This window comes from Novosphingobium arvoryzae (assembly GCF_014652615.1).
Classification (GTDB): Bacteria; Pseudomonadota; Alphaproteobacteria; order Sphingomonadales; family Sphingomonadaceae; genus Novosphingobium; species Novosphingobium arvoryzae.
Genome location: NZ_BMZD01000002.1, coordinates 89,713 through 110,199 on the forward strand (window position 1 = coordinate 89,713; position 20,487 = coordinate 110,199).

Sequence of the window (20,487 nt, forward strand, 5' to 3'; positions counted from 1 at the left end):
AACCGGCATCGGCAATCGGCAAACGCCACGAACGGCACCGCAGACCCGGCGGGACGCATGGCGATGTGCAGGAGATTTGGCAGTTCAGGAATGGGGCGACCGATGGGGTTCGAACCCACGACCTCCGGTACCACAAACCGGCGCTCTAACCAGCTGAGCTACGGTCGCCACATTCTGAAAGGCCGGATGCGATCCGCATCGCTGGCCGTGCAGCGGACCGGCGGCAAGCCGCGTTCCGTGCAGGCGCGGCCCTTTGCACAGGCCGCGCGGAATGGGAAGCGAAAATTGCGCGGCAAAGATGCCGGCGGCTGATTTCGACCCGGTTAAGGCCGAGTCGACGCGGCGCGAAATCATGGTTGAGATTCTTTTGCGCGGACGCGCCGCCACTGGCGAATCCTTAACCATCCCGCGTTACCCCTTGCGGAGAGACACCCAACGAGTCGCCAAGAAAATGCCAGCCAAAACAAAACAACAACAAAGACTTGCCGAAACCACCCGCCCCCTGACCCGCAAAGCGTCGCGGCGCCCCGCCCGCGGCGAGGTGGCCGTCCGTTCCTCGCATGGCGACCGGACCCAGGCCGGGCTGCATGACTTTTCGGCCTTCGGGTGCAACATCATCAGCGATGCGGCATGGCTGCGGCTCGGCTCGTTCGTGACGCTCACGCTGAGCGAGGACATTTCCACCCAGGCGATCGTGCGCTGGGTGCGCGACGGTTCGTGCGGAGTCGAGTTCCTGCGCCCGCTGCCCTACGCCGATGCGGAGCTGCTGGCCGCGCAGTTCTGACGCGGCCGATCTGGCAGCCGCCGCTATGCAAAACGAAAAAGGGCGGCCAAACGGCCGCCCTTTTGCATTGTGGCAGGTTGCCGCCGCTCACTTCTTGAGCGTGAGGCCACCAAAGCGCTTGTTGAACTGGGCAACGCGGCCACCCTGGTCAACCTGACGGGTGCCGCCGGTCCATGCCGGGTGCGACGCCGGGTCGATTTCCAGCGCCAGCGTGTCGCCTTCCTTGCCCCAGGTGGAGCGGGTTTCGAACACGGTGCCGTCGGTCATCTGCACCTTGATCATGTGGTAATCGGGATGGATATCGGCCTTCATCGTTCAACTCTTTCGCTAGGGCCGGTTCCGACCGGCCTGAAAAGGAAGCGGCGCGCATAACCGCGCCGCCGGGATTTGTCCAGCTTTCGCTGCGATCAGGCGTCCGCGATCATGGCGGTGAACTGCACGTCGCAGGTCACCTTGCCCTCGATCGAGGCCTTGCCCCAGAACTTGCAGACCCGTGCGCGCTTCTGCACGAAGCCAACTTCCAGGTCGAGCAGCACGCCAGGTTCCACCGGAGCGCGGAACTTCGCCTCGTCGATCGACATGAAATAGACCAGCTTGCCCGACCCGGCGAGGTCCAGCGATTCAATCGCCAGGATCGCCGCCGTCTGGGCCAGCGCCTCGATCTGCAAGACCCCCGGCATGATCGGGCGGCCCGGAAAGTGGCCCTGGAAGAACTGTTCGTTGAAGGTCACCGCCTTCACCGCGTGGATCTTCTCGCCCACTTCCAGCGCCTTCACCCGGTCCACCAGCAACAGTGGATACCGGTGCGGCAGCGCGTTCAGGATCTTGCGGATGTCATAGTCCAGCACGGCGGCCGCAGCCGCCGCGCTTTCACCTTGGGTCGTCTCGCTCATCGCTGCCCCCAACGATTTCGCTTAGCGGCCTTCGGGCTGCGGACCGGCCGGGGTCACCGGACGCGGGGCCGGAGCCGGAGTGCCAGCGGCAGGCGCGGCGGCAGCCGGAGCCGCACCGCCCTGTGCCGCAGCAGCCTGGGCAGCCTGCTGGGCGCGGGCTTCGCGCACCTGGCGCGGTTCCCACCCAGCCGGCGGAACCAGCTGCGCGCTGGGGATCAGCACGTTGAGTTCAGCCACGATTTCGTCGGTCAGGTCATAGCTGACCGAGCGGGCGATCACGGCGTTGGGCTGCAGCAGCAGCGAAACCTTCGCCTTGGTCATCGCCTGCTGCACGGCCTGATCCAGCTTGGCTTCGATCTGTTCGGCGACATAGGCTTCCGACAGCGCCACCGGCATCAGCTGCTGCTGGATTTCCTGCTTGCCGCGTTCCTGGATCTCCTGGATCACCTTGGCCTGCTGCTGCAGCGCAGGCACGTTCGGCTTGGCGGCGCGGCGATCGGCCTCGAACTTGTCGACCAGCGGCTTCAGCTGGTTTTCCAGCGCCTGACCGCGCGCGTTCGCGCCGTCGAAGTTCGGCTTGTAGGTCACCGGGCGCTGCTGTTCGGCCACGCGGAAAGCGTCCGAGTTGGCAATCGCGGCGTCCAGGCTGGCCACGGCGATACCCTGCACGGCCACCGGACCGGCGGCAGCGGCGGGGGCGGCTTCGTCGCCCTTCTTCTTGTCCTTGGCGGCGAGCGCCGGCTGCGCGGTGGCGGCGGCGATAAGGAGGCTGGCGACCAGCGCCGGCTTGCTGAACTTGGTCATCAGAATTGGGTTCCTACGTTAAAGGTAAAGCTCTTGGTGTCGTCGCCCGGCCGCTTCATCAGCACCTTGGCAAAGTCGATGCGGAACGGCCCGAACGGCGAGTTCCAGTTCACGCCGACGCCGACGGAAATGCGCGGCTTGATCGAATCGCCCACGAACACTTCCTGGAACGGCGAAACGCTGCTGCCCAGCGCGGTGTTGGCGTTGCCGGTCAGGCACGAAGGCGGATTGGGGTTGGTCGGGCTGGTCACCTGCGACGTCGAAGTGGCGTTGCAGCTGGCGTCGACCGCATCGATCTGCAGATAGAGCGGATTGCCGGCCGTATCGCGCGACGGGATGAAGATGCCGTTCGGGAACGGGCTGGACTGCAGCAGCGGCTTGCGCACGCCCCAGACCGAACCGATATCCATGAACACCGACGGGCGCAGACCCATTTCGCGCGCACCCGAGCCGAGCGGAATTTCCAGCTCGAAGTGCGTCAGGTAGTAGTACTTGCCGCCCAGCGCGTCATCGACCACCTGGTTGCGGTCGGTGATGACCACGGGGTTGCCCGCACCGTCATCGACGATCGGCTGACGGATCACGCGCGGGCCGACGCCGCGAATGTCGAAGCCGCGCATTTCCGGCTCGCCCAGGTAGAACCGGTCGGTCAGACGCACATCGTCGATGCCCGTCGCCGCGCCGCCCCGGTTTTCCAGCGACTTGATCGCGCCGGCTTCGCCGCGGATCGAGAAGATGAAGCCCTTGCCCAGCGGCCAGTACTGCGAGGCATTGGCGCGCAGGCGGGCATACTTCACCGACCCGCCCAGCCCGGCGAATTCCGCCGTGACCGACGCCGCCCGCCCGCGCGAGGGGCGCATGCGGTTGTCGAGCGTGTCATAGATCAGCGACATGCCCAGGATCGAGCTGGTCCGCTTGCCCAGCGCCTCGCAGAGATAGCGGCCCGCCAGCAGCGGATCGCATTCATTGAGGGTCGGGTTGACGCGGTTGGTGAAGAACTGGCTCTTGTCGAGCGAGATGTCGTCGATGTTGAACGTATAGCTACCCACCGCCGAGATATATTCGGTCAGCGGAATGCCCGCGCGGACCTGGAAGCCGGTGGTCGCCTGCTTGTAGGTCGTGTTGCGCGAATTGTTCAGGTAGTTGAACGAGTTGTAGTCACGCCGATAGACGTTGACGCCGAGCGAGATGTTGCGATCGAACACATAGGGTTCGGTGAAGCTGACTTCGGCGCTCTTCGAATAGTTCGAATACGACAGCGAGAGGCCGATGGTCTGCCCGCGCCCCCGGAAGTTGCGCTGCTGGATCGAGCCCTGGAAGATCAGCTTTTCAAGGCTGGAATAGCCGGCCGAGAGCTGAAGTTCGCCGGTCGGCTTTTCCTCGACGTTGGCTTCCAGCACGATCCGGTCGGGAGCGCTACCGCTCTTCTGCTCGACTTCGAACTTTTCCTGGAAATAGCCGAGCGAGTTGATGCGGTTGGTCGACCGCTTAACCTGCAGCGAGTTGAACGCATCGCCTTCGGCCAAACGGAATTCGCGGCGCACCACCTTGTCCTGGGTGAGCGTGTTGCCGTTGACGTCGATCTTCTCGACATAGACGCGCGGTGCTTCGGCGATCTGGAAGGTAATCCCCATCGTCAGGTCGTCCTTACTACGGTCGTAGCTGGGACGGACATCGGCGAAGGCGTAACCGAAAGTGCCGGCGGTTTCGTTCAGCTTGTCGATCGTGTCCTCGACCAGCTTGGCGTTGTACCAGTCACCCTTCTTCATCGGCAGCTGGCGAGCCAGCACTTCGCCGTCGAAATCGCGCAGCTGGCTTTCCACCTTGACGTCGGCGAACTTGTAGCGCTGCCCTTCCTCGACCACGTAGGTCAGGATGAAGTCCTTCTTGTCCGGCGTCAGCTCGGCCACGGCCGACACGATGCGGAAATCGGCATAGCCCTGCGTCAGGTAGAACTGGCGCAGCTTCTGCTGGTCGAACGCCATCCGGTCCGGGTCATAGCTGGTGCCGGAGCTGAAGATGCGGGTCAGCCCGGTTTCCTTGGTGACCATTTCATCCTTCAGATCGCCATCGTCGAAATTCTCGTTCCCGATGATGTTGATCTTGCGGACCTTGGACTTGGGGCCTTCGCTGATTTCATAGACGATATCGACGCGGTTCTGGTCGAGCTGGACCATCTTCGGTTCGACCAGCGCGGCGAACCGGCCCTGGCGCTTGTACAGCTCGATGATGCGGGCCACATCCGCGCGGACCTTGGAGCGGGTAAAGATCTGGCGCGGGGACAGCTTGATTTCGGGGAGGATCTTCTCCTCCTTCAGGCGCTTGTTCCCTTCCAGGATGATCCGGTTGACCACCGGGTTTTCCTTGACCTGAATGGTCACCGCGCCGCTGTTGTTGCTGATCTGAACGTCAGAGAACAGCTCGGTTGCGAACAGGTCCTTCAGCGCCATGTCGGCGGCGACCTGGGTATAGGGCTGGCCCAGCCGCAGCTTGATGTAGGAGCGGATCGTATCCGGCTCCAGCCGCTGCGAGCCGATCACGCTGATCGAGGTGATCGTTTCCACCACGGCGGGCGCTTCGGCGGGGGCAGCGGCGGGCGCAGGCGCCGCACCGGTCTGGGCCAGCGCCGCAGCGGGCAGGCCGGCCAGGATGGTCGTACCCAGCAAGGCCGCGGTCAGGCGGAAGTTGGCAGTGCAGTCCATAGGGCGTTGGTCTTTCGGCACGGCTGTTCCCGTCAATTGTGCATTTCGCCTGCCGCCCACCCCCGTGCGGGGCGCCAAGCGCACTGCAGACACGTCGCCGCCCTCTGCCCGATGCGTCACCGCCAATCAAGCAGGGTTGGCCAAACCGTCCGCAGTTAATTTCCCATCCAGTCCCGCCTACTTGCCGAAAATCGGCAACGAGGCGAGGTCGTTCAAAGTCACGAACAGCATCAGTCCCAGCACGAAGGCCAGTCCGGTGCGGAACGCCCGTTCCTGACTGCGCGCACCCAGCGGTTTACGGCGGACTGCTTCCGCGGCGTAGAAAACCAGGTGCCCACCGTCGAGCGTCGGGATTGGCAGGAGGTTGATGAATGCCAAGTTAATTGAAATCAGCGCCGCGAAGGACACGAATTCCAGCCAGCCGAGCGACAGCCGCTCGCCCGAATACTTGGCAATCTTGATAGGTCCGCCCAGCTCCTCGACCGAGCGTTCGCCGGTGATGATCTGGCGCAGGCCCTCCACCATCGTCCGCACGATCCCCAGCGACTGGTCGAACCCGGCCGTGACCGCGCCGACCGGCCCGACGTCCTCGAACTTCATGCCTGCAGACCGCACGCCGAGCAGCCCGCGCCGCAATTCGTTGCCGAACTGGTCATGCTGCACATCGGTCAGCAGCGTGATCGGCACCGAGGTTTCGATGCCGCCACGCTGATACGTCACCGTCACCGTCTTGCCGGGATTGAGCGTCACCCGCTCGGCAATGTCGAAGAACGTCTCGATCCGGTCGCCATCGATGGCAACGATCCGGTCGCCCTCTTTCAGCCCCGCAACTTTCGCGGGCGAGTTGTCGGAAAATCCGCCCACTTCGGGGCTGGCCGTGGGCACGCCGTAAGCGAGGTTGAACGCGGCGAAGATCGCCACCGCGACAAACAGGTTCATCAGCGGCCCGGCCAGCACGATCAGGCTGCGTTGCCACAGCTTCGCGCCCTGGAAGGTGCCGCGCAGTTCCTCGCGGCTGGCATCGGCCAGCGCCGGATCGGGCACCGAGGCCGCGTTCATGTCGCCCGCGAACTGGACATAGCCGCCCAGCGGCAAGGCGCAGAGTTTCCAGCGGGTGCCGCGCTTGTCGGTCCACCCGGCCAGTTCCTTGCCAAAGCCGACCGCGAACGCCTCTGCCCGCACGCCGAACAGGCGGCCGACCAGGTAGTGGCCCAGCTCGTGCAGCACCACCAGCGGCCCCAGCACCAGCAGGAACGCGCCCATCATCATCAGCACCGACGGGGAATTGTCCAAGTTACAGCGTCTCCAGCAATTCGCGCGCCCGCACCCGCGCCTGCGCATCGGCCGCGATCACCGCGTCGAGCGTCAGGGGCGCCGGCAGGGCAAGCTGCTCCAGCATCCGTTCCACCACTACGGGGATCCTGGTGAACCCGATCTGACCGGCGAGGAACGCGGCCACGGCCACTTCATTCGCGGCATTGAGCACCGCGGGGGCGGCCCCGCCCGCCTCTGCCGCCTGCCGCGCCAGGCGCGTGGCAGGAAAGCGCACTTCATCGGGCGCTCGGAAGGTCAGCTCGCCAATCGCGGCAAGGTCCAGCGGCGCACACGGCGTGTCCATCCGTGCGGGCCAGGCCAGCGTCGAGGCGATCGGCACGCGCATGTCGGACGGGCCAAGCTGCGCCAGCGTCGATCCGTCACGGTATTCCACCATCGAATGGATGACCGATTGCGGATGGACGATGATCCGCAGCCGCTCCAGCCCGACCGGGAACAAGTGCCAGGCCTCGATCAGTTCAAGGCCCTTGTTGAACATCGTCGCGCTATCGACGCTGATCTTCGCACCCATATCCCAGTTGGGATGCTTGATCGCCTGCGCGGGGGTGGCGGCGTGCAGCTGATCCAGCGACCAGTCGCGGAACGGACCGCCGCTGGCCGTCAGGGTAATCCAGCGCACATCGGCCAGATCGTTGCCCTGCAGACACTGGAAGATCGCGTTGTGTTCGGAATCGACCGGCAGCAGCGTGGCGCCGTGGCGCTCCACCGCCTGCATCATCACGTCCCCGGCGGAAACCAGCGCCTCCTTGTTGGCCAACGCGACGGTCTTGCCGCACTCGATCGCGGCCATCGCCGGGGCAAGGCCCGCGCAGCCGACAATTGCCGCCACGGTCACGTCCGCCCCGCGCGCTGCCGCCTCGACCAGCGCCGCCGCCCCGCCTGCCGCCGCGATGCCGGTTCCGGCCAGCGCCTCGCGCAGCGCGGGCAGGCTGGCCTCGTCTGCCACGACCGCGATTTCCGCGCCAAATTCGCGGGCCAGCCGGGCAAGGTCTGCGGCATTACCATTGGCCGTCAGCGCCACGACCCGCCAGTCCTGCGGCGCGCGCCGGATCAGGTCGAGCGTCGATGCGCCGATGGAGCCGGTTGCCCCAAGGACCGAGATCGTGCGCATCGGCCTCAGCCCCCGGTCCGGCCCAGGATCGATACCAGCGCCAGTGCGAACAGCACCGCCAGCAGGCCATCGACCCGGTCGAACAACCCGCCGTGGCCGGGGATCAGCCGCCCCGAATCCTTCACGCCCGCACGGCGCTTCATCCAGCTTTCAAAGAAGTCGCCCGCCTGCGCGATCACCGCCACGGCGGGGCCCGCCAGGATGATCAGCCGCCACGGGATCAGCAGTTCCGGCGCGGCCGAACTGACCGTCACGCCGTTCACCGTCGTCACCGCGATGTCGTCCGGCCCCAGCACGTCCGCGAATTTCCAGCTGAGCCAATAGGCCAGCGCCATACCCCCGCCCGCGCCCAGCATCCCGCCAGCCAAGCCGGTCCAGGTCTTGGACGGGCTGATCGCGGGCGCGATCTTCGGCCCGCCAAAAGTGCGCCCGGCAAAGTAGGCGCCAATATCGGTGCCGATCACCGCCAGCACCACCACCAGCACCGTCGCCACGCCATAATCGCCCAGCCGCAGGCCGAACAGCACCAGCGCCGCCATCCCGACATAGATGAACCCGCCCAGCAGCCATGCCGCCAGCCGCGTGCCGGTTGCCGCAAAGGCCTTGGCCAGCGTGGCAAATTCCCAGAACGTGCCGAGCGCGACCAGTGCCACGAACCCGGCCCAGACCGCCCCGCCCAGCCCCAGCGCCGTCCCCGCCACCGCGATCATCACCACGGCGGATGCGGCGCGCACCGGCAAGTCGGACTTCTTCACGTCAGCGTCCGCCATAGCGCCGCTCCCGGTTGGCAAACTGCGCCAGCGCCTCGGCCAGGTGGGCCGGCTTGAAATCGGGCCACAGCACGTCGGTGAACCACATTTCGGCATAGGCCGCCTGCCACAGCAGGAAATTCGACAGCCGCACTTCGCCCGAAGTGCGGATCATCAGGTCAAGCGGCGGCAGGCCCGCCGTGTCCAGCTCTGCCTCGATGGATTCGGGCGTGATCGGCCCCTTGGCAGCCGCTTTTGCAGCGGCACGGGCGATTTCATCCTGCGCGCCATAATTCAGCGCGATGACCAGCGTGGTGCCGTCATTGTGGGCAGTCTTGCCCAGCGCATCCTCGATCAGCGCGACCAGATCGGGCGCGAGGGCCTGATAGTTGCCGATGATCCGCAGCTTGACGTTGTTGGCCACGAATTCATCGAGGTCGGCGATGATGTAGCGCCGCAACAGCCCCATCAGCGCCGAGACTTCATCCTCTGGCCGCCGCCAGTTCTCGGTGCTGAAGGCATAGAGCGTCAGCGCCTCCAGCCCCATTTCCCGCGCCGCGCGGACCAGTTCGCGCACGGCCTCCACGCCCCGCTGATGGCCCACCACGCGCGGCAGGTGGCGCTGCTTGGCCCAGCGCCCGTTGCCATCCATGATGATCGCGACATGGCGCGCGAGCGGAGCCGGACTGGTCATGACGCCAACTGGGAAAGGCGGCCCGCAGGCCTCACTTGCCCAGGATTTCCTTTTCCTTGGCCGCCGCCGCCTCGTCACAGGCCTTGATCTGCTCGTCGGTCATCTTCTGGACTTCGGTTTCGCAGCGCTTGCGATCGTCTTCCGAGATTTCCTTCTTGGCCTCGTCCGCCTTCAGCGCTTCCATCCCGTCGCGGCGCACGTTGCGGATCGCGATGCGGGCGTTTTCGGCATACTTGCTGGCCAGCTTGGCCAGTTCCTTGCGGCGTTCCTCGGTCAGGTCGGGGATCGGCAGACGGATGTTGTTGCCGTCGTTGATCGGGTTCAGCCCCAGCCCGGCGGAGCGGATCGCCTTTTCCACCGGGGTCACGTTCGACTTGTCCCACACCTGCACCGACAGCAGCCGCGGTTCCGGCGCGGACACGGTCGCCACTTGGTTCAGCGGCATGTGCGCGCCGTACACTTCCACCACGATTGGATCGAGCAGCGCGGTGTTCGCGCGCCCGGTGCGCAGCCCGGCCAGATCGCCCTTCAGCGATTCCACCGCGCCCTTCATGCGGCGTTCCAGATCGGCCTTGTCGTACTTGGCCATGGCTCAGTTTCCTTTTGTCACAATGGTCTGCGTCCCCTCGCCCCGCAGCACACGGGCCAAGTTGCCCTGCTCGCGGATGGAGAAAACGACGATGGGAATCGAATTGTCGCGGCACAGCGCCACCGCGCTGGCATCCATCACCTTCAGGTTCTGGGCGAGCACTGTGTCGTAATCGACTGTATCGTAACGGATCGCGGCCGGATTGGTCTTGGGATCGCTGTCATAGACCCCGTCGACGCTGGTGCCCTTGAGCAGAGCATCGCAGCGCATTTCCGCCGCGCGCAGCGCCGCGCCGCTGTCAGTCGTGAAGTAGGGCGCACCCACGCCGGCGGCAAAGATCACCACACGGCCCTTTTCCAGATGGCGCTCGGCGCGGCGGCGGATCACCGGCTCGCAGACCTTGTCCATCTCGATCGCGGACTGCACGCGGGTCGGCACGCCGAGCTGTTCCAGCGCGTTCTGCATCGCCAGCGCGTTCATCACCGTGGCGAGCATGCCCATGTAGTCGGCCTGCGCGCGGTCCATCCCCTTGGCCGCGCCGGCCATCCCGCGAAAGATGTTGCCGCCGCCGATCACAAGGCAGATTTCCAGCCCGCTGTCCTTCGCCGCCTTCACTTCCTTCGCCAGTTCCGCGACGAATTCCGGGTCGATCCCGAACTGCTGGCCGCCCATCAGGACTTCTCCGGACAGTTTCAGCAGGACGCGCTTGAAGGGAGGCAGGCTCATGGGGTTTGTGATCGCTCTCGCAAGGGTTTGTGGGGCCTTATACCGATGCCCCGGCAATGCCAAGTATGGCCGGGCCAAGAACTGCACCGGAAATTCATGAGAAAAGGGCGCGAAGCTCTCGCCCCGCGCCCCTTATCCCTGAAGCGTCCCCCCTCCATTGCGGAGAGGATCAGGCCAATCAGTTCAGACCGGCAGCCGCCGCGACTTCTGCCGCGAAATCGGTTTCGGCCTTTTCGATGCCTTCGCCCAGCTGGAAGCGGACGTAGTCCTTCAGGACGATCTTGGTACCGGCAGCTTTGCCGGCCGCTTCGACGACCTGGGCGACCGGGGTCTTGTTGTCCATCACGAACAGCTGGCTGAGCAGCGCGTTTTCCTTGGCATACTTGGCCACGGCGCCGTCGACCATCTTGGCCTGCACTTCGGCGGGCTTGCCCGATTCCGCCGCCTTTTCAGCCGCGATCTTGCGTTCGCGGGCGATCAGTTCGGCATCGAGATCTTCGGCGGTCAGCGCCAGCGGGAAGGCAGCGGCGATGTGCATCGCCATCTGCTTGCCCAGCGGCTCCAGCACGTCAGCGCCAGCTTCGGATTCGAGCGCGACCAGCACGCCGATCTTGCCGAGGTTCGGCGCGGCGGCGTTGTGCATGTAGGGCACGACCAGGCCGCTGCTGACCGAAACGGTCTTCATGCGGCGGACCTGCTGGTTTTCACCAATGGTGGCAACGTTGCTGGTCAGCTTGTCGGCCACGGTGCCGCCATCCGGATAGGCAGCGCCCTTGAGCGCTTCGACGTCGTCCGAGGCGGCGCCCAGCGCGACTTCGGTGGTCTTGCGGACGAAATCCTGGAACTGTTCGTTCTTGGCAACGAAGTCCGTTTCCGAGTTCACTTCGACGGCAACGCCGCGAGTGCCCGAAACGGCCACGCCAACCAGCCCTTCGGCGGCGGTGCGGCTGGACTTCTTGGCGACAGCGGCCAGACCCTTGGCGCGCAGGGCGTCCACGGCGGCTTCGAAATCGCCGCCGGTTTCGTCCAGCGCCTTCTTGCAATCCATCATGCCGGCGCCGGTGCGCTCGCGCAGGTTCTTCACGTCAGTGGCGGTGTAGGCCATTGCGATGATCCTTTTTCTGTAAGGTGTGACGCGCCAGGCCCGTGGACCCGGCGCGTTACGCGTTTGTGACGGCAGGCCGTGGGGCCCGCGCGGCAATGCTTATTCGGCAGCGCCTTCGACGACGGCTTCTTCAGCCACCGGCTCGGCCATGGCGCCGATGTCGGCACCCGAATCGACGATCGCTTCGCGGCCGCCCTTCTGCGCGGCGGCAGCAACCGCTTCGCAGTAAAGGCGGATGGCGCGGCTGGCGTCGTCGTTCGCCGGGATCGGGAACGCGATGCCATCGGGCGAAACGTTGGAATCGAGGATCGCGACGACCGGGATACCCAGGACGTTGGCTTCCTTGATCGCCAGTTCTTCCTTGTTGGCGTCGATCACGAACATCACGTCCGGGATGCCGCCCATGTCGCGGATGCCGCCCAGCGACAGTTCCAGCTTGTCACGCTCACGCGTCAGCTGGAGCACTTCCTTCTTGGTCAGGCCGGTGGTGTCGCCCGCCAGCTGCTCTTCCAGCGCCTTGAAGCGCTTGATCGAACCCGAGATGGTCTTCCAGTTGGTGAGCATGCCGCCCAGCCAGCGGTGGTTGACATAGTGCTGGCCGCAAGCGCGCGCGGCCTGGGCGATCGGCTCCTGCGCCTGGCGCTTGGTGCCGACGAACAGCACCTTGCCGCCGCGCTGCACGGTGGCCGACACGAAGTCGAGCGCGCGGGCGAACAGCGGAACGGTCTGCGACAGGTCGAGGATGTGGATTCCGTTGCGGGCGCCGAAGATATACGGCTTCATCCGCGGGTTCCAGCGGTGGGTCTGGTGGCCGAAGTGGGCACCGGCTTCGATCAGCTGATTCATCGTGACGACAGGAGCCGCCATAGGTAATTCCTTTCCGGTTTGAACCTCTGGGAAGCAGGCACCGTGCGGCATCTCCGCTGCGGAACCGGTATGGGTGCTTCCCATGTGGATTTGCCCGGATCCCGGACCCGCACAGCGCGAATCCCTTTCCGGACGGGGCGGCCCCTAACCCATGAAAACCGGGAAATCCAGCCTTTAACGCTGCCCGGTCACGGCAAAAATCGCGCTGGTCGGAAAAAACCGCTTGACGCGGATAGAACAAAAAGAGAACATTGTCCTATCAAGCGAGTGGCTGAAACAATCTAAGCACAAAGCGAAGTTATCCACAAGCCCTCCACAGCGAGTTCACAGGTGTGCGAACACCCCTGCCAAGGATGCCAGCGTGATGACCGGACTGATGCTGATCGCCCTGTTTTCTGCCACTGCCCTGATCGTGGCCGGGGCCATGCGCGCCACCTGGCGCGCTCATGGCCGCCAGGCGCTGACCATCCGGGCGCAGCTGAACGCCTGCCCGGCCCGGCGCGAAGTGCGCTGGACGATCCGCAATGTCGGCGTGCCCAGCCGGATCAACGTGCTGGACTTCCCCGTCAGGCAGTCGGCGGTGCTGGCTCCGCAGCCGCGGCCCGCCGCCGCCTGACCCGGCCATACAGGATGATCGCAACCGGCAGCAGCGCCAGATAGACCGCACAGATCGCGATCAGGGTCCACCACGGTTCGGTGAGCAGCGCGGCGGCGACCAGCCCGAACAGCGCCAGCACTTCAAGGCGCACCGCGCGGCGCGGACGGAGCTTCCCCCAGGTCAGCGTCGGCAAGGCCGAAATGAGCAGGAAGCCCACGAACACCAGCCATCCGCCAACCAGCAGCGGATTGCGGAACACTTCGCTGTCGACCGCCGGCCAGGCAGCAGTCGCGGGCGCACCGCTGCCCGTCACGATCCACAGGTACATCGGCAGGAACGCCAGGCCCGCGCCCACCGGCGCGGGAACGCCGGTCAGGAAGCCAGCCGCCTTGCGCGGCTCGTCGGCCATGTCGATCCGGGCATTGAAACGCGCCAGTCGCAGGGCGCAGCCGATGGCAAAGGCCAGGGCGGCAAACCAGCCCAGGCGCGGCAGATCCTGCAACGACCACAGGAACAGGATCAGCGCCGGAGCGACGCCGAACGAGACATTGTCGGCCAGGCTGTCGAGCTCGGCCCCGAAGCGGGACTGGGCCTTGAGCAGCCGGGCAATCCGGCCATCGATCCCATCGAGCACGCCCGCGGCCACCACGGCCAGGATCGCCTTCTCCCACTCCCCCGTCACGGCAAAGCGGATGCCGGTCAGGCCCATGCACAGCGCGGCGGCGGTAATCGCGTTGGGCACCATTGCCCGCAGGGTCAGCCCGCCCGGCAGCGGGCCGGGTTCGGGCGACGGCGCGGTCACTGGCACACGCCCTCGATCAGCGGCTGCTGGCCGACTTCGGCCAGGATCGTTTCACCGGCCACGATCTTTTGCCCCATCAGCACTTTCGGCTCGGTCCCGGCGGGCAGATAGACGTCGACCCGGCTGCCGAACCGGATCAGGCCGACGCGCTGCCCGGCGGCGAGCAGGTCGCCCGGCTTCACGAACGGCACGATCCGGCGCGCGACCAGCCCGGCAATCTGGGTGAAGCCGATCTTGAGGCCATCCCCACGCTCGATCAGGAAGTGCTGGCGCTCGTTCTCCTCGCTCGCCTTGTCGAGATCGGCGTTGAGGAAGCGGCCCGGAATATAGACCACGCGGCGCACCGTCCCGCCAATCGGCGCGCGGTTGATGTGCACATCGAACACCGACATGAAGATCGAGATGCGCGTGACCGGCTCGGGCGACAGCCCGGCGGTGCCGCTGCCATCGTCGAACACCAGTTCGCGCGGCGGCTCGACCTTCTGGATCAGCGTGACCAGGCCATCGGCCGGCGCGACGATGAAGGCATCGCCCTGCGGCGTCACACGCTTGGGATCGCGGAAGAACGCCAGGATGCACAGCACCAGACCGGCGAGCGGCCAGGCCAGCGTTTCCCACGCGAAAGTTGCCGCCAGCCCGCTGAGGATCGCGGCAAGCGCGGCGAACTTGTGGCTTTCGGGATGGAACGCGGGCCAGTTCCAGCTCGCCTCGCCCCGTCCCCGGTTATCGAGCACTTCGTTCGCCATTACGCCACCTTCCGCACGAAAACGGTGCCGGCGGAATAGCCCGCACCGAACGAGCAGATCACGCCCGTATCACCGACGGCAAGGTCGGTATTGTTGAGATGAAAGGCAATGATCGACCCGGCGGACGACGTATTGCCATAAGTATCCAGCACGGTCGGACTTTCGTCCTCGTTCGCCTCGTGCCCCAGCACGCGCTGCGCGATCAGGCGGTTCATGCCCTGGTTGGCCTGGTGCAGCCACAGCCGCCGCAGCCCCGCCGGATTCAGTCCCAGGTCGCCCGCGTGCTCGACGATCATGGTCGCGACCATCGGCACCACTTCCTTGAACACCTTGCGCCCTTCCTGGACGAACAGCTTGTCCGGCGTGCCGATGGTTTCGGGCGTCGCGCAGTTCAGGAAGCCGAAGTTGTTGCGGATGTTGTTGGAAAACACCGTCTTGAGCCGCGTCCCGACGATTTCCCAGTGCGGGTGCGGCGCGACATCCTTCGCCTCCACCAGCACGGCTGTCGCCACGTCGCCGAAGATGAAGTGGCTGTCACGGTTGCGCATGTTGTTATGGCCGGTGCAGATCTCCGGGCTGACCACCAGCACCGAACGGGCATTGCCCGCGCGGATGAAATCCGCCGCTGTCTGGATGCCGAACGTGGCGGAGGAACAGGCGACGTTCATGTCAAAGGCGAACCCTTCGATCCCCAGCGCCTGCTGGATCTCGATCGCCATCGCCGGATAGGGACGCTGCATGTTCGATGCGGCGCACAGCACGGCATCGACATCCTTCACATCGCGCCCGGCCGCTGCCAGCGCTGCCTGGGCCGCTTTCACGCCCATTTCGGCCATGACCGACAGTTCCTCGTTCGGCCGCTCGGCCCAGCGCGGGGCCATCACGTCCGGATCGAGCAGCGACTCCTTGCTCATCACGAAGCGCGACTTGATCCCGCTAGCCTTCTCGATGAATTCGGCCGAGCTGGGAGCCAGTTCCGCCACGGTTCCCGCCGCGATTTCCGCTGCGTGCGCCGCGTTGAACCGCGCCACGTAGGCGTTGAAGCTTTCCACCAATTCATCGTTGGAGATCGAATCGGGCGGCGTGTAGAGGCCGGTGGCCGAAATGACGGGGATGATTTCGCTCATCGCCGCCGTCTAATGCCCAGCGCCGCGCGCGACAAGTCTGGATGGCGGCCCAGCCGGGTCGGGATCACCGCTGCGAAGGAAGTTGGTGGTGGACAGGGCTGGATTCGAACCAGCGTACGCTCTCGCGGGCAGATTTACAGTCTGCTGCCATTAACCACTCGGCCACCTGTCCACACCAGTTGCCGGTGCGGGGCGAACCCCGTTTGCATGGTCCCCGCGAAGGGACCGTCCGGCCGAGAGGCGGCCCCAATGGCGAAGGGAAATCACTCTGTCAACAGTTGCCTGAAATCCGCCCCGCTGGCAGGGGGGACGAATGCAACAGGAAATCATGTCATGACCCGCAAGAGCGATGGAAAACCGGCCAGGGCCCTGCGCGGACGCGCCGGGCGGATGCAGGGTGGGCGCGGTTCCGGCCGGGCCAGCACCGGTGCGGTGCGGCTGTGGGGCCGCCACGCGGTGGAAGCCGCGCTGAAGAACCCGGAACGCCGCCACCGCAAGCTGTGGGCCACGCGCGAAGGCGTCGCCTCGCTCGACGGCGAACTGCCACCCAACTTCCCCCTCGAATACGCCCAGGGCGCGGATCTGGCGCGACTCGTCGCCCGTGATGCCCCGCACCAGGGCCTGGTGCTGGAATGCGACGCGCTGGAAGACATCTTCCTGGAAGACGTGCTGGACGGTGACGCCGCGCGCCCGCTGGTCGTGCTCGATCAGGTAACCGATCCGCACAACGTCGGCGCGATCCTGCGTTCTGCCGCCGCGTTCAATGCCGCCGCGATCATCACGCAGGACCGCCACGCCCCGCCCGAATCGGGCACACTGGCAAAATCGGCCTCCGGCGCGCTGGAAGTGGTGCCGTGGGTGCGGGTGGTGAACCTGGCCCGCGCGCTCGACGAAATCGCCGAGGCCGGATACTGGCGGATCGGGCTGGACGGCGATGGCCCCTCCAACTTCGGCGACGCGCTGCCCACCGGCCCGGTCGCATTGGTGCTGGGCGCGGAAGGCGAAGGGATGCGCCACAACATCGCCCAGCATTGCGATGCGCTGGCGCGCCTGCCGATTTCCGATGCAATTGAAAGCCTTAACGTATCGAATGCCGCCGCGATTGCGCTATACGCCATCGCCACCCGTAACTGACCGCGCAGGAGATTCGTCCATGGCCACGCCCCGTTCCTTCCGTCGCATGGCCATGGCCGGCCTCGCTGCCGGGCTCAGCCTTCTGCTCAGCGCCTGCCTGATCTCGCCGGGCAAGTTTGCCTCGACCATCGACCTGCGCAAGGACGGGACGTTTGCTTACGGTTATCAGGGCGAAATCCACATGCTGGGGCTGAGCAAACTGGCGGAAATGGGCTCCAAGGCCAAGGCTAACGAGGAATTCGTCGCCGTGCCCTGCTACAAGGACGATGGCGATTTCGAGGAGCGCAAGTGCACCAAGGACGAGATCGCCCAGCAGAAGACCGACTGGGAAGCCGAACAGAAAGGCGCGGTTGAGCGCGACAAGAAGAACGCCGAAATGATGCGCGCGATGCTGGGTGGGATCGACCCGACCAGCCCGCAGGCAGCAGAGGAGCTGGCGGACCGGCTGCGCCGCCAGGCCGGCTGGAAAACCGTGACCTACAAGGGCAATGGCGTGTTCGTGGTCGATTTCCAGCTGGCGGGCCGGATCGACCATGACTTCATCTTCCCCACTATCGAACGCTTCCCCGCCGCCAATCCCTTCGTGATTCTCAACCGCCGCGCGGACGGCGCGGTGCGCATGGAAGCGCCCGGCTTCGGCCCCTCGTCGAGCGGCGGCGGGATGAGCAATTTTGCCCAGCTGATGGCGATGGGCGCGGCGATGGACGAGAAGAAGGACGGCGAAACCGCCCCCGAACTCCCCCAGCTGGAAGGCACGCTGACGCTGACCACGGACGGCGCGATCCTGGCCAACAACACTGATGAAGGCCCGGCCCCGACGACCACTGGGCAAAAGCTGGAATGGAAGATCACCCCCCGCAGCACCGCCGCGCCGACCGCGCTGGTCAAGCTGGGCAGCTGATCACATCACGGCGCGGACGGCGCGGGCGCGGCGATAGCTTCGGTCATCACTTCGATCCGCATGGTCACGCGCTTGCGTACGGGTTTGCCGTCCGGCCCCTTGTAGGGGTCCATTCGTGCCGTGCTGGCGCAGGTATTGCCCAGCTTCGACAGTTGCCGCGCGGTCGCGCCGGTCAGGTTGACACTGCAATCGCTGATGCTGCCATCCAGCTCGACAATGAAGGTGGTGAGCGCCGTGCCCGGCTCCGGCGGGGTAACTGCTGGCAAAACCCAGCGGATTCGGTTGGCGTATGTGCCTTCGATCGGGTTGTTCTGTTCATCGACCGCCGGGAAGAACCGCGCGCGTTGGGTGACCAGCCGGCAAGTCGCTTCATCGAGCGGGGCTGATCCGCTGCTGCTGGTGATGCGGCATTCCTTGACCCGCCCGGCTTTGTCCACAATCACCGAAAACGCGCTCGTCCCCTGTTCGTTCGCGCGCAGTGCCGCAACCGGATAGTCCGCTGTGGTGGTCCAGTTGCCCGGATAGTCCATCGGTCGTGCAGCGCCTTTCTGCACGGGCAGCGGGAACGGCGATGCAATGACGGGCGGCCCGGGCGGCGGAGCAACCGGCGCGGCGGAATCGACGGTCGCGGCCTGCGCCAGCAGGATAATTGACAAGCTGATCATACACTTAGGCATAACAGAGCAATCCATCCGCGCAATCCCCTGCGTTGCCGGACCTTGCCCCCTCGGCAAAGCGGACATAAGGCGTTCGCCATGTCTGACGCCGTTTCTCCGCTCGCCCGCCCCTTCCCCGCCATGCCCGCGATTGCCGGGGTCACGCTGCGCGTGGCGCGCGCGGGTTACAAGGACTGGGGCCGCTGCGACCTGACCTATGCCGAGTTCGCCGAGGGCACGGCCGTGGCCGGCGTGTTCACCCGCAACGTGTGCTGCTCGTCCGAGGTAGAACTGGGCCGTGCCAACGTGAAGCAGGGCCGCGCGCGGGCGCTGGTGGTCAATGCCGGAAACTCCAACGCCTTCACCGGCTATCGCGGGCGCGAGGCGGTTGACGCGATCATGGCGCAAGTATCCGCGCACATCGGCTGCCCGTCCGAGCAGGTGTTTGTCTCCTCCACCGGCGTGATCGGTGTGCCGCTGCCCAAGGACAAGGCCCGCGCCGGGATCGAAGCCGCGCTGGTGGCCGCCCCGTGCGGCTGGGAAGATGCCGCCAACACCATCGGCACGACCGATACTTTCGCCAAGGGCGCGATGGCGACCGCCGTGGTCGATGGCCGCACGATCACGCTGACCGCCATCATCAAGGGCAGCGGCATGATCGCGCCGGATATGGCGACGATGCTGGGCTATATCTTCACCGATTGCGCGATCGCGCCGGATTACCTGCAGGAACTGCTCTCCGCGGCGGCTGACAAGACCTTCAACTGCATCACGGTCGATAGCGACACGTCCACCAGCGACACCGTGCTGGCCTTTGCCACCGGCAAGGCCGGCAACCAGCAGATCAACTGCTCCGGCTGCCCCGGCGCGGATGCTTTCGCCGCCGCGCTGGAGGACGTCTGCCGCCAGCTCGCCCATCTGGTCGTGCGCGATGGCGAAGGCGCGCAGAAGTTCATCGCCGTCAGCGTCACCGGCGCGGTCAGCGATGCCAGCGCGCGGCGGATCGGCCTCGCCATTGCCAACTCGCCGCTGGTCAAGACGGCCATCGCGGGCGAGGACGCCAACTGGGGCCGCGTGGTGATGGCCGTGGGCAAGGCCGGGGAACCGGCCGACCGTGACAAGCTGTCGATCGGTTTCGGCGGCACCTGGGCTGCGCGCGATGGCCAGCCCCTGGCCGATTACGACGAAGCGCCGGTCGCTGCGCACCTCAAGGGGCAGGACATCACCATCGAAGTCGATCTGGGCCTGGGCGAAGGCCGCGCCACCGTGTGGACCTGCGACCTGACTCACGGCTACATCTCGATCAACGCCGACTACCGCTCATGAACCAGAGCCTGAGCCGCGCCGTCGGGGCGATCATGCGCGACGCGGCGCAGCGCGCGATCCTGCCGCATTACCAGACCCTGCGCAGCGACCAGATCGAGGCCAAGGCCGCAGACGATGCCGTAACCGTGGCCGATCACGCCGCCGAGGCCATCCTCTCCGAACGCCTCGCCCAGCTGCTGCCCGAAGCCGCCATTGTCGGCGAGGAAGCCGCCCATGCCGATCCCGCGGTGCTGGACCGGCTGGGCGATGCGCTGTGCTGGATCATCGACCCGCTGGACGGCACCAACAACTTTGCCAATGGCAAGCCGCCGTTCGGCATTCTGGTGGCGCTGGCCGAGCGCGGGGAAACCATCGGCGGCTGGATCTACGATCCGTTGCGCCAGCGGTTCTGCCATGCCGAGCGGGGCAGCGGCGCGTGGATCGGGGATGAGCGGATCACGGCGCGCGCCAGCGGGGCGAGCCCGCCGATTGCCGCGATCTCACTGGTGTTTGCCGATGCCGACAAGCGCGAGGCGCTGAAAACGCACATCGCCCCGCACTACACGCTGGTCGACATCCCGCGCTGTGCGGCGGAACAGTATCCGCGCATCGTGCTGGGTGAAAACGACATCACGATCTTCGAACGCACGCTGGCGTGGGATCACGCCGCCGGTGTGCTGTTTCTGAACGAGGCGGGCGGGAAAGTCTGCCGCCCGGATGGCTCGCCCTACCGCGTGGACGAACACATGCGCCCCAGCCTGATCGGCGCGGCAACTCCGGCGTTGTGGGACGAACTGGCGGAGCGGATGGCCGAAATCTGAGCCTCACCCGCGCGGGGCAAGGCTCAGATTTGTTGCCG

22 protein-coding genes and 2 tRNA genes are annotated in these 20,487 nt (G+C 65.9%); 6 read left to right on the plus strand and 18 right to left on the minus strand.

Annotated features, from left to right (window positions below; all coding sequences use genetic code 11):
- Window positions 1–91: 91 nt before the first annotated feature.
- Window positions 92–168 (minus strand) — tRNA-His (locus IE113_RS03665).
- Window positions 169–271: 103 nt separating this feature from the next.
- Here IE113_RS03665 and IE113_RS03670 point away from each other — a divergent pair.
- Entirely contained in the window at window positions 272–784 is a 513-nt protein-coding gene (locus tag IE113_RS03670) for a PilZ domain-containing protein (RefSeq protein WP_189539084.1), read from the plus strand.
- Between the two features lie 87 nt (window positions 785–871).
- On the opposite strand, the gene rpmE is transcribed toward IE113_RS03670, so the two are convergent.
- The 12 genes from rpmE to rpsB all read right to left on the minus strand — a co-directional run bounded on the left by rpmE (window position 872) and on the right by rpsB (window position 12,359).
- The gene (rpmE, locus tag IE113_RS03675; protein ID WP_189539085.1) at window positions 872–1,096 is read right to left on the minus strand and encodes a 50S ribosomal protein L31; all 225 of its coding nucleotides are present in this window, start codon (window positions 1,094–1,096) and stop codon (window positions 872–874) included.
- Window positions 1,097–1,191: 95 nt separating this feature from the next.
- A complete protein-coding gene (gene fabZ, locus IE113_RS03680; protein ID WP_189539086.1) occupies window positions 1,192–1,677 on the minus strand; it encodes a 3-hydroxyacyl-ACP dehydratase FabZ in 486 nt (161 codons plus the stop codon).
- Between the two features lie 21 nt (window positions 1,678–1,698).
- Window positions 1,699–2,481, minus strand: coding sequence for an OmpH family outer membrane protein (locus IE113_RS03685; RefSeq protein ID WP_189539087.1), 783 nt, complete (start codon window positions 2,479–2,481; stop codon window positions 1,699–1,701).
- On the minus strand, window positions 2,481–5,183 hold the full coding sequence (gene bamA / locus IE113_RS03690) for an outer membrane protein assembly factor BamA (RefSeq protein WP_189539088.1): 2,703 nt from the start codon (window positions 5,181–5,183) through the stop codon (window positions 2,481–2,483). The genes IE113_RS03685 and bamA overlap by 1 nt, the downstream gene beginning before the upstream one ends.
- A 177-nt stretch (window positions 5,184–5,360) precedes the next feature.
- A complete protein-coding gene (rseP, locus tag IE113_RS03695) occupies window positions 5,361–6,476 on the minus strand; it encodes an RIP metalloprotease RseP (protein ID WP_308430037.1) in 1,116 nt (371 codons plus the stop codon).
- Between the two features lies 1 nt (window position 6,477).
- Window positions 6,478–7,629, minus strand: coding sequence for a 1-deoxy-D-xylulose-5-phosphate reductoisomerase (locus IE113_RS03700; RefSeq protein WP_189539089.1), 1,152 nt, complete (start codon window positions 7,627–7,629; stop codon window positions 6,478–6,480).
- Between the two features lie 5 nt (window positions 7,630–7,634).
- Window positions 7,635–8,399, minus strand: coding sequence for a phosphatidate cytidylyltransferase (locus IE113_RS03705; RefSeq protein WP_189539090.1), 765 nt, complete (start codon window positions 8,397–8,399; stop codon window positions 7,635–7,637).
- Window positions 8,386–9,072: a polyprenyl diphosphate synthase gene (uppS, locus tag IE113_RS03710; RefSeq protein WP_189539091.1), complete on the minus strand. Its 687-nt coding sequence runs from the start codon at window positions 9,070–9,072 to the stop codon at window positions 8,386–8,388. The genes IE113_RS03705 and uppS overlap by 14 nt, the downstream gene beginning before the upstream one ends.
- Before the next feature lie 31 nt (window positions 9,073–9,103).
- Window positions 9,104–9,661 (minus strand): ribosome recycling factor, encoded by a 558-nt coding sequence (gene frr / locus IE113_RS03715; protein WP_189539092.1) that lies wholly within the window; start codon window positions 9,659–9,661, stop codon window positions 9,104–9,106.
- Between the two features lie 3 nt (window positions 9,662–9,664).
- On the minus strand, window positions 9,665–10,387 hold the full coding sequence (pyrH, locus tag IE113_RS03720; RefSeq protein WP_189539093.1) for a UMP kinase: 723 nt from the start codon (window positions 10,385–10,387) through the stop codon (window positions 9,665–9,667).
- Between the two features lie 178 nt (window positions 10,388–10,565).
- On the minus strand, window positions 10,566–11,492 hold the full coding sequence (gene tsf, locus IE113_RS03725) for a translation elongation factor Ts (protein WP_189539094.1): 927 nt from the start codon (window positions 11,490–11,492) through the stop codon (window positions 10,566–10,568).
- A gap of 99 nt (window positions 11,493–11,591) precedes the next feature.
- On the minus strand, window positions 11,592–12,359 hold the full coding sequence (gene rpsB, locus IE113_RS03730; protein ID WP_189539095.1) for a 30S ribosomal protein S2: 768 nt from the start codon (window positions 12,357–12,359) through the stop codon (window positions 11,592–11,594).
- A gap of 364 nt (window positions 12,360–12,723) precedes the next feature.
- Here rpsB and IE113_RS03735 point away from each other — a divergent pair, with 364 nt between their 5' ends.
- On the plus strand, window positions 12,724–12,975 hold the full coding sequence (locus IE113_RS03735; RefSeq protein ID WP_189539096.1) for a hypothetical protein: 252 nt from the start codon (window positions 12,724–12,726) through the stop codon (window positions 12,973–12,975).
- Here IE113_RS03735 and IE113_RS03740 read toward each other — a convergent pair.
- The 4 genes from IE113_RS03740 to IE113_RS03755 form a co-directional block, all read right to left on the minus strand.
- Window positions 12,926–13,702 (minus strand): CDP-alcohol phosphatidyltransferase family protein, encoded by a 777-nt coding sequence (locus IE113_RS03740; RefSeq protein WP_189539607.1) that lies wholly within the window; start codon window positions 13,700–13,702, stop codon window positions 12,926–12,928. The genes IE113_RS03735 and IE113_RS03740 overlap by 50 nt on opposite strands.
- A gap of 53 nt (window positions 13,703–13,755) precedes the next feature.
- Window positions 13,756–14,505, minus strand: coding sequence for a phosphatidylserine decarboxylase (locus IE113_RS03745; RefSeq protein WP_189539097.1), 750 nt, complete (start codon window positions 14,503–14,505; stop codon window positions 13,756–13,758).
- Window positions 14,505–15,632 carry a beta-ketoacyl-ACP synthase III gene (locus tag IE113_RS03750; RefSeq protein ID WP_189539098.1) on the minus strand — a complete coding sequence of 376 codons (1,128 nt, stop codon included), beginning with the start codon at window positions 15,630–15,632 and terminating at the stop codon, window positions 14,505–14,507. The genes IE113_RS03745 and IE113_RS03750 overlap by 1 nt, the downstream gene beginning before the upstream one ends.
- Before the next feature lie 86 nt (window positions 15,633–15,718).
- A tRNA-Tyr gene (locus IE113_RS03755) sits at window positions 15,719–15,804 on the minus strand.
- 161 nt (window positions 15,805–15,965) lie between these two features.
- On the opposite strand from IE113_RS03755, the gene rlmB reads away from it, so the two are divergent.
- Both rlmB and IE113_RS03765 read left to right on the plus strand, forming a co-directional pair.
- On the plus strand, window positions 15,966–16,766 hold the full coding sequence (rlmB, locus tag IE113_RS03760; RefSeq protein ID WP_189539099.1) for a 23S rRNA (guanosine(2251)-2'-O)-methyltransferase RlmB: 801 nt from the start codon (window positions 15,966–15,968) through the stop codon (window positions 16,764–16,766).
- A 19-nt stretch (window positions 16,767–16,785) separates the two neighbouring features.
- Entirely contained in the window at window positions 16,786–17,667 is an 882-nt protein-coding gene (locus IE113_RS03765; RefSeq protein WP_189539100.1) for a hypothetical protein, read from the plus strand.
- Between the two features lie 5 nt (window positions 17,668–17,672).
- Here IE113_RS03765 and IE113_RS03770 read toward each other — a convergent pair whose 3' ends face one another.
- Complete coding sequence (locus IE113_RS03770) at window positions 17,673–18,332, minus strand: energy transducer TonB (protein WP_189539101.1); 660 nt, start codon at window positions 18,330–18,332, stop codon at window positions 17,673–17,675.
- A 90-nt stretch (window positions 18,333–18,422) separates the two neighbouring features.
- Between IE113_RS03770 and argJ the strand changes: the two genes are divergently transcribed.
- The gene (argJ, locus tag IE113_RS03775; RefSeq protein WP_189539102.1) at window positions 18,423–19,649 is read left to right on the plus strand and encodes a bifunctional glutamate N-acetyltransferase/amino-acid acetyltransferase ArgJ; all 1,227 of its coding nucleotides are present in this window, start codon (window positions 18,423–18,425) and stop codon (window positions 19,647–19,649) included.
- The gene (locus IE113_RS03780) at window positions 19,646–20,449 is read left to right on the plus strand and encodes an inositol monophosphatase family protein (RefSeq protein WP_189539103.1); all 804 of its coding nucleotides are present in this window, start codon (window positions 19,646–19,648) and stop codon (window positions 20,447–20,449) included. Before argJ ends, IE113_RS03780 begins: the two co-directional genes overlap by 4 nt.
- Window positions 20,450–20,487: the final 38 nt, after the last annotated feature.

Bases quoted from the DNA above. Each gene is read 5' to 3' on its own strand.
- bamA (WP_189539088.1), bottom strand. From the start codon at position 5,183: ATGGACTGCACTGCCAACTTCCGCCTGACCGCGGCCTTGCTGGGTACG.
- uppS (WP_189539091.1), bottom strand. From the start codon at position 9,072: ATGACCAGTCCGGCTCCGCTCGCGCGCCATGTCGCGATCATCATGGAT.
- IE113_RS03750 (WP_189539098.1), bottom strand. From the start codon at position 15,632: ATGAGCGAAATCATCCCCGTCATTTCGGCCACCGGCCTCTACACGCCG.
- IE113_RS03705 (WP_189539090.1), bottom strand. From the start codon at position 8,399: ATGGCGGACGCTGACGTGAAGAAGTCCGACTTGCCGGTGCGCGCCGCA.
- rpmE (WP_189539085.1), bottom strand. From the start codon at position 1,096: ATGAAGGCCGATATCCATCCCGATTACCACATGATCAAGGTGCAGATG.
- IE113_RS03740 (WP_189539607.1), bottom strand. From the start codon at position 13,702: ATGGTGCCCAACGCGATTACCGCCGCCGCGCTGTGCATGGGCCTGACC.
- fabZ (WP_189539086.1), bottom strand. From the start codon at position 1,677: ATGAGCGAGACGACCCAAGGTGAAAGCGCGGCGGCTGCGGCCGCCGTG.
- IE113_RS03670 (WP_189539084.1), top strand. From the start codon at position 272: ATGGGAAGCGAAAATTGCGCGGCAAAGATGCCGGCGGCTGATTTCGAC.
- IE113_RS03700 (WP_189539089.1), bottom strand. From the start codon at position 7,629: ATGCGCACGATCTCGGTCCTTGGGGCAACCGGCTCCATCGGCGCATCG.
- IE113_RS03770 (WP_189539101.1), bottom strand. From the start codon at position 18,332: ATGATCAGCTTGTCAATTATCCTGCTGGCGCAGGCCGCGACCGTCGAT.
- rpsB (WP_189539095.1), bottom strand. From the start codon at position 12,359: ATGGCGGCTCCTGTCGTCACGATGAATCAGCTGATCGAAGCCGGTGCC.
- IE113_RS03780 (WP_189539103.1), top strand. From the start codon at position 19,646: ATGAACCAGAGCCTGAGCCGCGCCGTCGGGGCGATCATGCGCGACGCG.
- frr (WP_189539092.1), bottom strand. From the start codon at position 9,661: ATGGCCAAGTACGACAAGGCCGATCTGGAACGCCGCATGAAGGGCGCG.
- IE113_RS03735 (WP_189539096.1), top strand. From the start codon at position 12,724: ATGACCGGACTGATGCTGATCGCCCTGTTTTCTGCCACTGCCCTGATC.
- argJ (WP_189539102.1), top strand. From the start codon at position 18,423: ATGTCTGACGCCGTTTCTCCGCTCGCCCGCCCCTTCCCCGCCATGCCC.
- IE113_RS03745 (WP_189539097.1), bottom strand. From the start codon at position 14,505: ATGGCGAACGAAGTGCTCGATAACCGGGGACGGGGCGAGGCGAGCTGG.
- IE113_RS03685 (WP_189539087.1), bottom strand. From the start codon at position 2,481: ATGACCAAGTTCAGCAAGCCGGCGCTGGTCGCCAGCCTCCTTATCGCC.
- pyrH (WP_189539093.1), bottom strand. From the start codon at position 10,387: ATGAGCCTGCCTCCCTTCAAGCGCGTCCTGCTGAAACTGTCCGGAGAA.
- tsf (WP_189539094.1), bottom strand. From the start codon at position 11,492: ATGGCCTACACCGCCACTGACGTGAAGAACCTGCGCGAGCGCACCGGC.
- IE113_RS03765 (WP_189539100.1), top strand. From the start codon at position 16,786: ATGGCCACGCCCCGTTCCTTCCGTCGCATGGCCATGGCCGGCCTCGCT.
- rlmB (WP_189539099.1), top strand. From the start codon at position 15,966: ATGACCCGCAAGAGCGATGGAAAACCGGCCAGGGCCCTGCGCGGACGC.